General features: G+C 57.3%; 14 protein-coding genes. 8 read left to right on the top strand and 6 right to left on the bottom strand.

Translation table 11 applies throughout. The features are described 5' to 3' along the window. Positions 1-83: 83 nt before the first annotated feature. Positions 84-1,361: a hypothetical protein gene (locus HRF49_03445; GenBank protein ID MEP0813705.1), complete on the bottom strand. Its 1,278-nt coding sequence runs from the start codon at positions 1,359-1,361 to the stop codon at positions 84-86. Positions 1,362-1,491: 130 nt separating this feature from the next. On the opposite strand from HRF49_03445, the gene HRF49_03440 reads away from it, so the two are divergent. Beyond that, complete coding sequence (locus tag HRF49_03440; GenBank protein ID MEP0813704.1) at positions 1,492-3,039, top strand: glycine--tRNA ligase; 1,548 nt, start codon at positions 1,492-1,494, stop codon at positions 3,037-3,039. Positions 3,040-3,125: 86 nt separating this feature from the next. On the opposite strand, the gene HRF49_03435 is transcribed toward HRF49_03440, so the two are convergent. Together HRF49_03435 and def are read right to left on the bottom strand one after the other, a co-directional pair. Then, positions 3,126-4,316, bottom strand: a complete 1,191-nt coding sequence (locus HRF49_03435) for a right-handed parallel beta-helix repeat-containing protein (GenBank protein ID MEP0813703.1) — start codon at positions 4,314-4,316, stop codon at positions 3,126-3,128. A gap of 57 nt (positions 4,317-4,373) precedes the next feature. Further along, positions 4,374-4,901 (bottom strand): peptide deformylase, encoded by a 528-nt coding sequence (gene def / locus HRF49_03430; protein ID MEP0813702.1) that lies wholly within the window; start codon positions 4,899-4,901, stop codon positions 4,374-4,376. A 203-nt stretch (positions 4,902-5,104) separates the two neighbouring features. Between def and HRF49_03425 the strand changes: the two genes are divergently transcribed. From HRF49_03425 to HRF49_03410, 4 genes are all read left to right on the top strand, one after another. Continuing rightward, complete coding sequence (locus tag HRF49_03425) at positions 5,105-5,398, top strand: hypothetical protein (protein MEP0813701.1); 294 nt, start codon at positions 5,105-5,107, stop codon at positions 5,396-5,398. Positions 5,399-5,466: 68 nt separating this feature from the next. Continuing rightward, on the top strand, positions 5,467-5,877 hold the full coding sequence (locus tag HRF49_03420; protein ID MEP0813700.1) for a hypothetical protein: 411 nt from the start codon (positions 5,467-5,469) through the stop codon (positions 5,875-5,877). Continuing rightward, a complete protein-coding gene (locus HRF49_03415) occupies positions 5,867-7,987 on the top strand; it encodes a hypothetical protein (GenBank protein ID MEP0813699.1) in 2,121 nt (706 codons plus the stop codon). The genes HRF49_03420 and HRF49_03415 overlap by 11 nt, the downstream gene beginning before the upstream one ends. A 67-nt stretch (positions 7,988-8,054) precedes the next feature. Beyond that, positions 8,055-9,278: a hypothetical protein gene (locus HRF49_03410; protein ID MEP0813698.1), complete on the top strand. Its 1,224-nt coding sequence runs from the start codon at positions 8,055-8,057 to the stop codon at positions 9,276-9,278. 14 nt (positions 9,279-9,292) lie between these two features. On the opposite strand, the gene HRF49_03405 is transcribed toward HRF49_03410, so the two are convergent. Beyond that, complete coding sequence (locus HRF49_03405; protein MEP0813697.1) at positions 9,293-10,096, bottom strand: hypothetical protein; 804 nt, start codon at positions 10,094-10,096, stop codon at positions 9,293-9,295. 132 nt (positions 10,097-10,228) lie between these two features. Between HRF49_03405 and HRF49_03400 the strand changes: the two genes are divergently transcribed. From HRF49_03400 to HRF49_03390, 3 genes are read left to right on the top strand one after another with little or no spacing between them, the layout of a single operon-like run. Further along, on the top strand, positions 10,229-11,434 hold the full coding sequence (locus HRF49_03400) for an NAD-binding protein (GenBank protein ID MEP0813696.1): 1,206 nt from the start codon (positions 10,229-10,231) through the stop codon (positions 11,432-11,434). Positions 11,435-11,437: 3 nt separating this feature from the next. Next, the gene (locus tag HRF49_03395; protein MEP0813695.1) at positions 11,438-11,953 is read left to right on the top strand and encodes a cyclic nucleotide-binding domain-containing protein; all 516 of its coding nucleotides are present in this window, start codon (positions 11,438-11,440) and stop codon (positions 11,951-11,953) included. 12 nt (positions 11,954-11,965) lie between these two features. Further along, complete coding sequence (locus HRF49_03390) at positions 11,966-13,021, top strand: hypothetical protein (protein ID MEP0813694.1); 1,056 nt, start codon at positions 11,966-11,968, stop codon at positions 13,019-13,021. On the opposite strand, the gene HRF49_03385 is transcribed toward HRF49_03390, so the two are convergent. Together HRF49_03385 and HRF49_03380 are read right to left on the bottom strand one after the other, a co-directional pair. Further along, positions 13,018-13,512 carry a gamma-glutamylcyclotransferase gene (locus tag HRF49_03385; protein ID MEP0813693.1) on the bottom strand — a complete coding sequence of 165 codons (495 nt, stop codon included), beginning with the start codon at positions 13,510-13,512 and terminating at the stop codon, positions 13,018-13,020. The genes HRF49_03390 and HRF49_03385 overlap by 4 nt on opposite strands. A 134-nt stretch (positions 13,513-13,646) precedes the next feature. After that, positions 13,647-15,157, bottom strand: a 1,511-nt coding sequence (locus HRF49_03380) for a hypothetical protein (protein MEP0813692.1), incomplete at its 5' end; no start/stop codon positions are given.

Below are 15,157 nucleotides of genomic sequence, written 5' to 3'. Positions count from 1 at the left end.
GGATAACCAATTGCACGGTTCCGGAGAACGGCGGTATATAACCACGTTTTTGTGTATTTGCGTGAAGTAACTATGCAGGTTGGCTACTGATACCTCGGCGGAAGTTTAGTCGCATCGGTTTTTCCAACCTCCTCGAAAGACTGCCGCGTCGCGCCGCCCTTCCACCAGTACCCGCCCTCGATTTTCTGCGGCAGCGGCTTGCCGAGCTTCGCCGCCTCGTACTGCGCCCGGCGAAGCTCCATTTTTTCCAACATCTGCAACAGCGAAACCGCCGCGTCCGCCAGCGCCGGATCCGAGCCGTTTCCAAGCGCGACCTGCCGCAGCATTTCTCCGTACAAGTACGCAACGAGGTCGTGCTTGCGCGAGTCGGGGCCGCGGTTGTCGGGCTGCTCCCCGCCGCCCAGGAACCCGCCCATCAGGTCGTCCAGCCAGTCCTTCTTTTCGAATCCAAGCAGCACCTGTTGGGCGCGGAACCGGTGCGCCAGGCCCGCGTACGCCCACGCCATCAGCCGCTGCGGCGACGCGTCGCCGGGCGCGACGTCGATCGCGATTTCGAGCGGCACTTCTTCAATCGCGTTGCCGCGCGCGTCCTTCGCGGTCACGCTTCCCGTGAGTTCCAGCACGCCCGGCGCGCGCGCGGGACCGACGAGCAGCGCCATTCCTGAAGTGACGTATTTCGCCTTTTCTTCTTTTACAAGCGTCATCCATGCTAGCTCCGCGGATACGTTTTCAGCGGGCGGGCGAAGCGCGAATTCCATCGACGCGGTGCTTGCGGGAAAGCTATGGCCGAACGACAGCCAGATAATCGTGCCGGACGAAACCGCGCCGTCGGGCCGGTATAAGAGTGCAATCGGTGCGGATGCATCCTCGTCGGCTGGGGAATCATTTCCGGCATGCGCGTCCGCTTCGAGCGCGGCGTTCTCCGCCGATTGTGGAATCGCGGCCGCGGCCGCGGCTTCGACGGCGGTTGCGGGCAGAAACGACAGCGACGCCTTGGGCTTGTCCAAGTTGGGCGCCTCGCAAAGCGAAAGCAAAAGCGCGATGGCGTTGTCCACGACCTTCGTCCACTGGGGCAGGGGGGCAAGCTCGATTATCTGCGCGGCCTGTGCGGGGTCGCGCGCGGCCTTGGCGCCCTCGTAGCGCGCGCCCCAGTCCACCGACGCGGGATCGGTGAAAGCGGAAGCCGCGGGCGCGCCGCCGGATTCGGGCTGGGATGCGGATGATGCGGACTGCGAAGCGCCGTCCGACGCCTGCGGAAGCGCGCCGTTTCCGGATTGCGCAAGCAAACGGGATTGAATCGCGCCCGGCGCGGAAAGCGCAAGGGCGATAAGGAAAACCAAGGCAAAGCGTCTCTCGATCACGAACGGAATTCTAACAGAGAATGTTAAGGGAGTGTGTGGGTGCGGCAGAGAGGACAGTAGACGATTAGAAGAAATAACGGGGCGCCGCTTGCTATAATTGCCCGCCAAATCGGCAATCCGGACGGTTTTGATGGCTGTTTCACCAACCGATGTGATGGACAAGCTTGCGAGCCTCGCCAAGCGGCGCGGGTTCATCTTCCAGTCGAGCGAGATTTACGGCGGGTTCGGCGGTTTCTGGGATTACGGCCCGCTCGGATGCGAGCTTATGGCCAACGTGCGCGCGTTCTGGTGGCGCTCGATGGTGCGGGAGCGCCGTGACATCGTCGGCCTGGACAGCTCTATAATCAGCAATCCCGAAGTGTGGGTGGCGAGCGGCCATGTTGGCCACTTCAACGACATCCTCGTGGACGACAAGAATACGAAAGAGCGGTTCAGGATAGACCAGCTTGAATACAAGTCCGACGAAGACGCGAAGAAGGCGGAGGAGCTGGCGAAAGGTCGGATAGTAGGTGAGCAAACAGGTTCTTACTGGGATGAGCTTAACAACTTGATCGGCTACTTCCCCAAAAATCCGAATACGCACAAGGACAGCCGGTTCACAGAGCCGTCGCAGTTCAACCTGATGCTCGCGACCAATATCGGAGCGAAGTCCGACAAGTCCAGTACGGCGTACCTGCGCGCGGAGACCTGCCAGCCGATATTCGTGGATTTCGACCAGATCCGCGTCAGCGCCCGTCAGAAAGTCCCCTTCGGCGTGGCGCAGGTGGGCAAGGCTTTCCGAAACGAGATAAACCCGCGCAACTTCACGTTCCGCAGCCGCGAGTTCAGCCAGATGGAAATGGAGTTTTTCATCCCGCCGGATGCGCTTGTGGATAAATCCAAATTCCCGGACGACAGAACAGAAATGGAGTGGTTCGAGTACTGGAAGGAAGAGCGGCGCAAGTATTACGAGCGGCTGGGACTCTGGAAGCCGGATTTGATGCGGCTGCGAGACCACCGGCCCGACGAGCTTGCGCACTACGCAAAGGCCGCGTGCGATTTCGAATTCGCGTTCCCGTTCGGCTGGGCGGAGCTTGAAGGCGTGCACCACCGCGGCGACTACGACCTGCGTCAGCACCAGTCGCACAGCGGCAAGAAGCTCGAATATTTCGACGACGAGCGCAAGGCGAATTATTTGCCCGTGTGCATCGAAACATCGGTCGGCCTCGACCGCACCGTGCTCGCGCTTCTGTGCGCGGCGTACGACGAGGACACCGCGGAAACCAAGAAGGAGGGCAAGGACGAGGACGTGCGCGTCGTCCTGCGGCTGCCGGCGTGCGTGGCGCCGGTGCAGGTTGGTGTGCTTCCGCTATCGAAGAAGCTGAACGAGTACGCGGACAAACTGGAGCGAGACCTTTCGAAGCACTTCGCGACGGAATTCGACGTGACCGGATCGATCGGCAAGCGGTACAGAAGGCAGGACGAGATCGGCACCCCGTACTGCGTGACGGTGGATTTCCAGACGCTGGAAGGCGGAGACGCGGCGGATCTGCGCGCAAAAGGCACGATTGGCGAAGGAACTTATGACTTCGAGGGCGACTTGAAAGACACCGTGACAATCCGAGACCGTGACACGCTTAGGCAATCTCGTGTGCACGTGGATTCGCTCGCGGCGTGGCTGAAGGACAAGTTGGGGTAGTGCGCGGCACAAATGCCGCGGTTCATGATTTGTTTTCATATGACAATAACATAAAGCGCGGGCTTAAGCCCGCGTAATTGAGCGAACTAGTACCCGGTGAAAACAATTTCGCCGCTAATCGGATTTTCCAGTTCCAGCCTTTCGCCCGGATCGATGTATCTTGTCCGTTGTCCCGGAGACGTGTACGCGATATGCGCGGGCAGTCCCTTTTCGAAACCATGCGCAAGCGAAAGTTTGTAACCGAGCGTGTGATCCAGTGACGCCCCGTTGCTCACCGATATCAGCGTCATATTATTCCGTCCTGCGCCGCCGTCCCAAACCGTCGTTTTCGACAACGCCGCGTGCACATTCGGCGAGGACATTTGTACGACAGGTGAATTGAACGGAGTCACAATCGTGGTTTCGTCTATATACATCGTCCCGTTTCGCACTCCGCCCATGTCCTGGCCGTAATGGATCACGGCGCGGTTGCCTTTGCAGTTCTTGGCCTTGATTATCAAGCACCTGTTGATGTAAGCGTCGCTTTTCCAAGCATTCGTTTCGTCGGCATCCACGATATCAAGCTCCCGGTTCGCCGAATCGTGAATATATGAATCCTCGATGAGTATTATTCCCGTTCTGCTTTTGATGTTGTGGCCGCAAGTGCTGTGGTGAACTTCGCACAGTTTCACAGTAGCGTTCCATCCGCCAAGATACATGTTATGGCTGAATCCGGGCTCGTCCGCGCTGCCGTTATGATGAATATTGCACTTCTCGAACAACTGGTTTTTCGCGGCGCGGGTTGATGGCGCGCCGTTGCTCATCACCCCCATATCGCACCGGTGGATTTCGCAATTCCGCACCGTTACATTGTCCGCTTGGTTGATTCTCACTCCCGCGCCGTTGTGCGACTCATTCCGCGCGTCAAAGATTTCGAATCCTGAAAGCGTGCAGCCGTCGGCTTCCGGATCGAACTGAAACACCGCCCGCGGAACCGATCCTTCGCCGGAGTAATTGAATCCCTTGCCGGATATCCGGACGCGCCCGCCGCCATCGGGATCGCCGATAATGGTAATGCCTGGTTTGCGCACGAGCACCGCAGTTTGTTCGTATGCGTCGCCGCCGGGTAACGAATGCACGACGACCATATCCCCGCTTTTCGCCGCCGAAACGGCATCTTCTATGCGCGCGAATTCAAATCCGGGGCCGACGTGCAACAAACGGGAAACGCCGTTCGCGGGATTCGCCGCGGAAGCGGCCACCGAAAGCAGAATCGAGAGCGCAAGTTGCGCGGCCAAACGCATGCTCGAATTTTATCAATAACGGGACCGCACACGAAAATCGTGCGAAAACCGCTATAGAGCTTCGACCTTTTCTTCTTCGGTCTCCATATTTATTTCCGTATCGGCGGATTCTTCGTCATCGTCAGCCGGCCGGTACAGCTCCGTTGCGCGATCGTTGATCAATATTCCGTCCAGATGGTCGTTTTCGTGCAGGATAACCCGCGCCGGAAATCCTTCGAATTCGTCAATATGTTCTCTGCCCTCCGCATCCTGATAGCGAACTTTGATGTATGTCGGGCGTTCAACCATCCCGTACAACCCTGGAAACGAAAGGCATCCTTCTTCGCCCACGTCGAAACCTTCGCGTTCCAAGATCTGCGGATTGACGAACACTCGCGGCTCGTCGCCGATCGTCGCTATGAACATGCGCAGCGACTTGCCAATTTGCGGTGCCGCAAGGCCGATTCCGTTGGCCTCGATCATAGTTTCGAGCATGTCCGATGCAAGTTTTGGCATATCCCGCATTGCCGCGCGACCGACCTTCCTCGCCACTTTCTTGAGGATGGGATGAGGAAATTCAACAATCTTCAGTACCGTCAAAGAAACCTCGCTGTGCCGGCACAGCCGGCGGAATGCTCGAAAGAGTATACCCTTCTAAATTAAATTTTGGCTTATTTGACCTGATACAACGCTGCCTTTGCCTTTGCGCGTCCTGCTATAATTCGGTCGCGTGCCCAGCGTCCGGAATTTCGCACGGTCGGGGCGGTTGCGAAGCATGGATAATCTCGTAGAAGGGGACGGCCATGAACGGTTCCAGCGTGCTGCTGCAGAATTTTTGGCTTATCATCGCGGTGACGTGGGTCATCGGGTGCGCGGCGATTTGGCTTTTGCCGCGGCGTGCAGCTGTATTAAAAAAGCTTCTAGGTCTCGGCATCGCTATGTTCACGACCTATTTGATCGCGCTTAAAATAGACGTTTTCAGATTTATGAACAACGCGCTCAATCAACTGGGTTTGTACATTGTGGGCTTTCTGCTTGTGTTGATTATTTACTTCGCTCTTTCGGTGTTGTCCGACGCACATGCACATGACAAGTGAATTAAATGCTGCATCTATATTCAGGCCTTCATTGGCTGCTTTGATATAATCGCCTCTTGGAGGTCGCTATGAGCCGTAGAAGCGTGTCGTCAGCCGTCGCGTTCGCCCTAACCGCGCTTGTCTTTGCGGGCGCGGTGTTCGCACAAAAGGAACCGGCTCCCGGGAGCAAGGAAGACCCGATCGTCACAAAGGGCTATGTGGATTCCCTTGCCAGATGGTCGAGGCTCCAGGTCGCCGCGGGCGGAGTGTTGAATGTGACGGAGGGCACCGAATTTGTGCTTGTCTTTTCGCAAAGTGGTACGGCGGTGCCGGTCGAGGCCGACCCTGCGAAGCTGGAAAAAGTGTTCGATCTTACATCCGGCTCTGTTCTCGGCGGCGCGCCCCTGGATTTGGGGCACCATTACCTTGTGGCGGCAAGCTCGCCTTTCACTATGAAGCTCGGCTCCGAATCGCAGTTGATGGTGAGGAATGGCGGCTAGCGGCTTTCCAAGGATTTTCGGACAACCGCCAGGCTTGGTGCTCGCTTTCGCGGCCTTGCTTGCAGGGGCGATTTCAACCGTCCTTTTGCTCTCGTACAGGCACAGACAGGATTTGGCCTACCGGGACGCGGTAGTCTGCCTGGATTACAATGCAATTTTCCAGCTTTCGGAGGTTTCAGGCAAGGATTTGGATTCGATTCTCGCTGAACTTGCGGGCATCGGCTACTCAAGCATCGCCGTCGCCGAGATGACCGTGCTGTCCGCAGGGGACAAGGGATACCTTTTCGAAGCCACCGACGACATGCTGATATCCTGGGCCGCACAAAATCCGAAGCTGAAAGACATTCTTGGCCATCTTTTGCCGCGACGAAACTTTTGCATGCTTGGCAGGGAGCGGTCGGACGCGGCCAAAGCAAGGCTCGAGCTGCAATACGGCGAAAACCTGTTTGTCGCCGAGGTCAGCCCTGGAAGGCTCCAGGCGCCCGAAGGTCTCTCCGCAGATTTTGGCGACTCGGCTGATGAGTGGTTTTTATTCAGCATTCCGCGGGAGGCCGAATTCGATTTCAACAAGGTTAATCTTGGATTCGATCCTTCCGAATGGCGGCGCGTACGCGCTGCTGGATTCGACGTTGTCCCGAGGCTGGTGAACAATTACAAGTACGACTCGGCCGATCTTGCGGCGGTTTTCGAGGATTTGGAAAAAGTGTCGGATTTAACCGCAGTTCCGGGCGCTCCCGTGGATATCCGGTGCCTTCTGTTTGAAGGCGATGCGGTTCTCGGATTCCCGGACAACCTCAAGGCGACGGCTTCGGAAATATCGAAACGCAACTGGATTTGGGCCTGGATCGAATTTGAAATCCAGGAAGGCGCAGGCGCGCTCGCCTCGCTGCTTTCCCCGAACATCGTCGTTACTCATTCCATAAGCGCGGAGGAAATGATAAAACAGACCGCGCCTATCGCCAAGTCGCGCTTCATCAGGGCGCTCAAGGAACGGGACGTCAGGCTGATTTACGTCCGCCCGCATTTCGTTGGATTGTTCTCTTCCGGAAATGGGGGAGCCGCGACAGCAGTTGACGCCGTCGAATTCAACCGCGCGTATTTGTCGGAGCTGATGGAGGCCGTAAAGCAGCAGGGATTTACCGTGGCAAGAGAGCCGGCGGTTCCGCCGCGGTCCGATCCGACGCCGCTCAAGCTCTTTGTTGTCGCCGGTGTAATTGCCCTAGCGGGGCTGACTTTAAAGTTGTTCATCCGTCCGCCCGATTGGATTGTAATAGCGTACTGGATATTCGCGATAGTCGGCAGCATCGGCTTGCTTGTCCTATCGCCCACCAAGCTGTTCGCGGGCTGGGCGTTGGTTGCGGCGCTCGTTGCGCCCGTTGTTGCGCTTGCGATTTCGACAGCCGTTTTATTCCGCGGCGAGCTGAATGTCCCGGTACCTTACCTTCGTACGGTAATCGCGTATTTTGCCGCGACCGTCTCGGCGTCGTTCGGTGGCGCAATGGTTTACGCGCTGCTGTCCTCGCCTGCAGCAATGGTGAAGGTGGAGACTTTCCATGGTGTGTACGTTTCGCTTGCGCTGCCGGTTTTGCTTGCGGCGATTCACTTTTGGGACATTCGCACGTTTGTTAGGGACGGCGACGGAAAGCTTCCAAGTTTCATTTCACGTTTGAACGCGCTTCTTGACCGCAAAATCGAATTCGTGGACATGCTTGTAGTTTTCCTCGGCCTTGCGGCTCTGGCGCTCATATTGCTTCGCAGCGGCAACGAAGCGCCAATCGGCGTGGCGACTTTCGAGCAGCTGTTCCGCAACAGGCTGGAGGATTTGCTCGCCGTACGCCCACGCACGAAGGAAATCGTGGGCTATCCCGCGCTGTTTTTCTTCATCGCTTATTTCTTCCGCCGCAAGCCTCCGTCCATCGTGCTTTTGCTGCTCGGCGCGGTTGCGCTGACAAGCGCGGTCAACACGTTTTGCCATTTACATACTCCCATTGCTATCAGCGTCGTGCGGTCGTTGCTTGGCATCGCGCTGGGTCTGCTGACAGGAAGCGCGGCGTATTTTGCGTGGTGGACTTACCTGAAAATTTTGTCGAGATTAAAACCAAAATCCTGATTTTCGGATGGGAAATTCCCGGCTGGAATGACCCGGCGCGCAAGTTCACCCGTGATAGAATCAGCTCGTGCCTGCGGCCGTATTGGTGCTGTTACTGACGTATTTTCTAGTAGCGCTGCAGCGTCTGCCGAAATCCCGCATCAAGGCACCCGCAGGCGCGCTTCTTGGTGCAGTCCTTATGGTGTCTCTCGGCGTAGTATCCGCCGCCGATGCAATTTCCTACATTCCCGCCTCATTGCTTTTGTTTCTGACCGGGATGCTGGTGATAGCCGAATACCTGCAGGCAGGTAACGTGATTTCGTTTTTCGCGGAACGCGTCCTTAGATACGCGGGCAACCCGCGCAGGCTGCTCATTGCCGTACTCGTTTTATCCGCGGTTTTTTCCGCGCTTGCGCTTAACCTTACCGCGGCGATCGTAATTTCGCCGCTGGTAATCGCCATATGTCGGAAAGTTGGAATCCCACCCGCACCTTACCTGGTCGCGGTGATTCTCGGCGCGAATCTCGGCGGCGCGGCAACCGCGGTCGGCAGCCCGCAGACGATGCTGGTTGTCTCGCTCGCGGGAATCGGATTTTTGGAATATGCCGCGAAAATGGCGGAAATATGTCTGGCGGGAGCGGTTGTCGCATCCATCTGGCTTTACATGCATTTTCGTGTAAAGCTTCCTTCGATATCGTTCGGTCCGGCGCTTGCGGATATCGTTCCGCAGAGGCTGAATTTCACGGGTTGGAGCTCGATAATAGTGCTTATCTGCGTGATAGCGGCGCTTATGGCGGGCGTTTCGATGCCCGTCGCCGCGATCGGAGGCGCGGCATTGCTGCTCGCGGTCAATCCTCAGCCTCCGAAAGACGTCCTTTCCTGCGTAAACTGGCCGCTTATCGCAACTATCGGAGCGCTTTTCGTCGTCGTAGGCGGCGCGGTTCACAGCGGGATCGCGTTATGGGCGGCGACGAATTTGATTCCGGAAATTGAAAACGAGATCGCGCATATCGCGGCGGTAGTTGCGGCCGGCGGCTTTATGTCCTTCGTGTTTTCGGACGTTTCGAGCGCCGCGTTTTTCCAGGCCGTATTGTCCGAGATGGAGAATCCGAAAATTCTCTGGTTTGCGCTCGCGCTTACCACCTCGTTTGCGGGGAACCTGTCGCTGTATGGCTCATTGTCCAATCTGACCGTCGTGGAAACGAGCAGGGAAAGGGGCGAGCAGATAGGCTACCTGGAATTTCTTAAAGTCGGCCTGCCGGTGAGCCTTGTAACGCTCGCCATAGGCATTGCGTTTCTCTCGTTCAGATAGCCGATAAAACCATTTTAATCAAGGCCGATTAGATCCCCGCTTGAATCCCTCAGCTCGACGTATTCAAAATCGAACGCGGCCGACGCCGAAGTATCCCTCACTCCAGATGTGGTCTTGGGTGCGAAGATGATTCTTGCCAATACGCCGTTGCCGTTCGAGCCGCCTTCGCCTCGTTTGCGCGAAATCGACACCGGCACCGAGCCGACCAGTTTGTCGGGCAGGCCGATAAATAGCGCCCCGGAGCCGAGAAAGTCGCCCTTCTCAACCGAAACGGCCGTGTACTTGCTCGTCTGGTAATTCACTCGGAACGCGGCCTGAAACAGGTCGCTGACGCCGTTCACCGAAACCGTGACGACCTTGTTCGATCCCTGCTCCTCGATGCTCATGGTCGCAAGCGAATTGCCGATCGAAACGACCTTGGAGTGCGTTTTGCCCCCCACTTCAACCGTAAGCGTCACCTGTACCGGCGTCGCGGGAGTGATCCAGTAGATTTTGTTTTGCTTCGTGGAAAGCGTGGCCGGGCCGGCCTGTGCGGAGTTGCGGAGCACCAGCGTGAAATCCGGCTGCTCGGCGTACAGCGTGCCGCCCGTCGCGGTGTAGGTTTTCGTCCTCTGCTCGATGGGTGTTACTGTGGCCGCCGCGTCGAGCGTGATTTCGACGAGCGATGTCGCGCCCGGCTGGGCGGGATTCACGATCAGGTCATTGATTGTCACAACCCCGTTGTTGTCCGGCGGGGGCGTGCCGTCTTTTCCGCCGCCGTTGCACGCGGCGAGCGCAATAACCGAAATGAGCGCGATTGAAACAAGGATATTTTTCATGACGCCGTATTTTACCCTAAAACGTATCTTTTGGCACGATGGCGCATTTCTGCCACAGGCCTTTGCGACGAGGCGGTTTAAGGTTTGCCCCTCGTTGACTTTGGCACCCCGCCAATCTAAACTCATACGGCCATGCAGCACTGGCAACGCCTGAACGGCAGCATTTTGAGATCCGCGCGCAACTTCCTCCGGCTTGCCGTGGAGGAAGGCCTTCACCGATTCATACTTGTTATTTTTGTCATTCTTTTCGCCGCCGCGGCGCTGGTCTTCGCTTTCGAATATCGGGAGAATCCTGAGCAGTACGCAAGTCTGTGGGACGGCGTCTGGTGGGCCATAGTCACGGCCTGTACCGTGGGCTACGGGGACAAGTACCCTCTGACCGTAGGCGGGCGTATTGTCGCTATGGCCGAAATGCTCGTATTCATGATTCTCGTCGGCCCGCTTCTGGGAGCCACGGTAACCACGGCGTTCGTCTCAAAGCGCATAAAGGAAGCCAAAGGGCTGGAGGAGATTACCTTGACCGATCATTTGATTGTATGCGGGTGGAATCCCCACATCGACAACGTACTGGAGAACCTTCGAAAAGCCAAAACATCCTCTCAGCTTCAGGTCGTGCTCATTGCGGATATCGAGGAGGAGTTGGCGAACGAGCACTTTTACAGCTTTCCCGATCTGAACATGAAGTTCGTCCGCGGCGACTTTTGCTCGGAAAGCGTGCTTACGCGCGCGAACGCTGCCAAGGCCAGCTACGCGTTGATCCTGGCGGACTATAGTGCGGAAGGCGCATCCCAATCGGACCAGCGCGTGCTTCGCGCGACGCTCGCCCTCAAAAGGCAGAACCGAAAGATGCGAATTTCCGCGGAGCTTCATTCCGAAGAGAATATGAGTTCGCTGAGGGCAGCCAACGCGGAAGAGATAGTCCTTATCGGCAAGCATTCGGGATATCTGTTGACGGCCGGAGCGCTTTTTCCGGGGATGCCCTCGCTCGTCCGCGAGCTTCTGTCGCCGGAGTTTGGCCATGCTCTTTGGCAGAAAAAAATCCCCCGGGAGTTTGTCGGCAGGCCGTTTTCCGAACTGGCGAAGCACTTGATGGAGACCCGCGGAGATATTCTGATTGGGGTGATCGGCCGGGAGCGCGGCATGGCGCTGGAGGATGTACTCGGCGCCGATCCGACCTCGATCGATGCGTTTATCAAGCAGCAGTTCGAGGCGGCCGGGAAAAAGGAGCTGACCTATGGCGTGGAAAATCTCGACGTTAAAGTCAACCCTGGACCAGATTACACGATCAAAGAGCTGGACGCGGCCATCGTAATCGAAGCTTCGGCGGGGAGGCAGTAGGGGATGAACTGCAGGGAAGTGCTGAAAAAAGTTGACGTGTTCCGCGACTTGAATCAGGTTCAGGCGGACCTGATCGCCCCGCACTGCATCGAGCGAAAGGCGTTGGAGGGCGAGCGGATAATCAGCGAGGGCGAGCACGGAGAGAGCATGTTCTTGCTCGTGGATGGCGCTGTCGAAATATCCAAGAAGCTCACCTTGCTTCAGCGCGGCGAGGCCGACCTGCGCGACAAAAAACTCACGGTGCTCAAGGCAGGCCCGGACTCGGAATCGTATCCCGTGTTCGGCGAAATGGGGCTTTTCGCCCCTGATGAGCGCAGCGCCACCGTAACCGCGGTCACGACATGCACGCTGCTGGAAATCCGAGGCAAGGATTTTCTGGCCATTTGCGAGAAAGACTGCAGGCTGGGCTACCTGGTCACGAAACGAATAGTGCAAATTGTAAGCGAGCGGATTAGACAGACCAACAAAGATGTCCTTAAGCTCACGACGGCGCTTTGTTTGGCGCTTGAATCTACATAGGCGGCGATTGTGTTGAGAGTACCTCGAATAGCGATTCTGTTGATATTCATGATTTTCCTGGCATCCTGTCCGAGCGGCCGGAAATCTGACGGCGATGCCGTGCAAAAGGTGGAGCCGATTCAGGCAACGCTGGTTCTGCCCGAAACGGCCGAGCTCAAACCCGGCGAATCCCTGCCAATTCAGCACGCCGCGTCCGAGCTGTCCGCGGCGTTCGCCGAGCTTGTCGCTTCCGGCGCGTTCGCCGGTAAAACCGTTCAGCACGCATCCTTGGCGGATTCCGGTTCCGTTGTCGAAATCAAAGGCCACGCGATTGTCGCTCCAGGATTCGGCGAGGAGGAAATTTCGGCCTTTGTCAAGTCGTTTCCCGAAGGGAAGCGCGTCTTTGTTTTTTCGGATTCGGAATGGCCGGATGGATCGGGGGTAATTCCGGTCTCATTCGATTACGTTGAGGCGGGATTCCTCGCGGGCGCTCTCGTTGCTGGGATGTCGAAGACGGGAACTATCGGGTTGATGATGGACCGAAACGAGTACCGGGGCAGAGCGCTTGCATCCGGAGTTGAGCAGGGTTCCAAATGGGTGCGCGGCGGGGCGAGAGCGGTCGACGCCGCGCCGGCATCGCGCGAACCAGTCGCGATCGCGAACTCCGCGATTCAGTTTTTTCTCGGCGGAGGCGAGTTTCTCGTATTTGACGCAACCGTTTTCGGCGACTATCCCGTCGCGGCGATAACGGGCAAGGCGGGACTCGCGGTCGCCATCGGCAGGGACGAGAACGCCGCCGGCGCGGGCGCCTGCATTACCAGCTACGTCTGGGATTACCGGGCCGCGCTTGCCGAGATCGGGCGGATTGTTGACTCCGGGGAATCTCCTCCGGAGGGCGTCGTTCTCGGATTGAAGGCCGGGGTGCTTAAAAACACCGGCTTCGATGAATACAAGCGATATCGCAGGGTGGACGAAGAACTGATGGGCGAACTTGAAGATATCGAAAGCCAGCTTATGTCCGGTGAAATTCCGCTCGATCGTCCGGCTAGGCCGACTGTGGTTTCCGCCGCAGTGAGCGAAAACGGCTAGAGCGTCTCAATCGCCGCGAGCCAGGTCAGGTAATCGTTTGGCAGGTCCGCCGCTTTTCCAAGTTCGATTATTTCTGAAAGCTTCGCTTTCGACGGCTTGGAGGGAGGCACGTTCGGCTGGGTGATCGCGTACGTCGTGGCGTTCATCCTGTCGCCCGCACGATCAACGATTCGCACTTCCATAATGTGATACCTGTTCGGGGCCTCGAGCTTGCGTTCGAACTTGGGAAGTTCGTTTTTGTTGCACCGCCAAAGCAGCCCCCACACCTCGTCCCCTTCCGAACGGGTGATCGACGGCAAACCGCTTTTCGCCGGATTGAAGTAATAGGGAAACCAAAGTTTGTGGTTGACCAGTCTAGCCGGTTTCGGCAGGCGCGCGCTGGGGATGTAGCGGTGCAGGCGGACTATGTCCATATAAACGTCGTAGGTGAACAGGAACAGATCCTTCGAGCGGCCTTCAATGAAGCTTTGCGGTACTGGAGGCTCAACCATGGCGGGGCGAGTTTATCAGAATGGCTGAACTCGGTCAATCGATAACCGCGGTGGAGTCAGGTAAAAAAAACCCCCGGAGCCGGAGCTCCGGGGGCCATTCCGCCTAAGACGGAACTGAATCGGTTTAATCGGTTTTACGAAGGCCGGATGGCGATATCGTCAATCGCCGGGCCGCCGTAAGTCACACTTGAATCGGCTTCCCATCCGAGTCTGATCCACACTTGAGTGCTGGAGCCGGTGTTGAACGAGTTGCCGAATTTCTGGACCCATACGTTGTTTTGGTTGATCCAGAATCCGTAGTACGGGCCGCCGCCGTGACCGTAAATGTACTGGGTTCCAAGGTTCGTCCAAGTTGTGCCGTTGGTGCTTATCTGGAAGATTGTGCCGTCATAGTTGTTCTCGGTATAGCCGGACGCCCAGAAGTCCAAAGTGTAGTTTGTGTTCGTGCTGAATCCGGATATCGGGCCGCGCTGCAGCCAGTGGTACGAGCTGTTCGTGTACGGCTGGGGCACGGTAGCGAGATACCAGCTTCCGCCATGCGCGCCTTGGCCGTAGTAGTGGTTGACGTTGCGGTTCTGCCACGAGGTGGAGCCGCCCTGGCTGACAAGCGTCCAGCTGCCGATGCCGCTTTCGAAGTTTTCAGTCCAGACTGCGGGATTCAGAACGAATTGGAACAGCCTGATGTCGTCGAAAGTGTGGCCGTAGTAATTGTTGAACAGCGAGTCGCCCGTGATGAAGTACAGCCTGATCCGCAGATTGGGCTGACGCAAGGCGGTTGGAATGTCAAACGTTCTTTGCACCCATGAGCCGCCGGTTGAGCCGAGAGAAACGATGTTGGTGTAGCTGGAGAAGTTGTTGATCGAAAGTTGAACTTCGCACCTGTCGTAGTAAGCTCCGTCGCCGCCGCCTTCGGTGATCGACCTGTGACGGAATTGTATCTTGTCGTAGGTCGTCGCATCGATTGCTTCGGAAGCGTTGAGCGTAAGGCTGACGCTCCAGTTTCCGGCGAAGTCAACGCCGTTGTTGCAGGTCATGCCGTACGGGTTGCTCCACTTGTAAGTGCTGTCCAGGTGCCAGTTGACCGTGCCGTTTCCGGCCTGGGTCCAGCGGGTCATCCCGACGGTATCCCAGTTTTCGGTCCAGTCCACGATTACTGTGAATGCGTTTTGCCACCAGTAAATGTCGTAGCCGGGCTGCGGGCCGTTGGTGTCGATAACCTTGATCGCGGGATCGAGATTCGCGCCGCCGTGCTGTTGCGAGTAAGTTACCTTTGTGCGGTAAATGCCGGCGGTCACCAGCTTGCCCGCGTTCCAATCGCCAGCCACCGTAGGCACCCACGCCGAGCCGTTCCACTTCTCGGTGTTGGTGATTGTTGCCTGGACATCTGCATCGAAATTCAAGCCGTTGTAGTTGCGGTCGAATTGCACCGTGTACGGTGGAATACCGGCTTTTGGAGGTGTTCCCGGTCCGATTAAGTACTGGAACCAAATGTCGGTCGGGGGAACAAATGGGCCTCCGAATACCGTTGGGCCCCAATCCTCGACTTCCACCGGATATACGTTGTTGATTCCGACCATCACGGCGGCCACGTCCGCATCGCGGGGGTCGCCGTCAACCGTCGTTTCTTCGAAATCGAACGGATCCG

The organism is bacterium (assembly GCA_039961635.1).
Lineage (GTDB): Bacteria > 4484-113 > 4484-113 > JAGGVC01 > JAGGVC01 > JABRWB01.
Note: the sequence above shows the minus strand (reverse complement) of the source record. Positions and strands in the feature narration are given on the sequence as shown.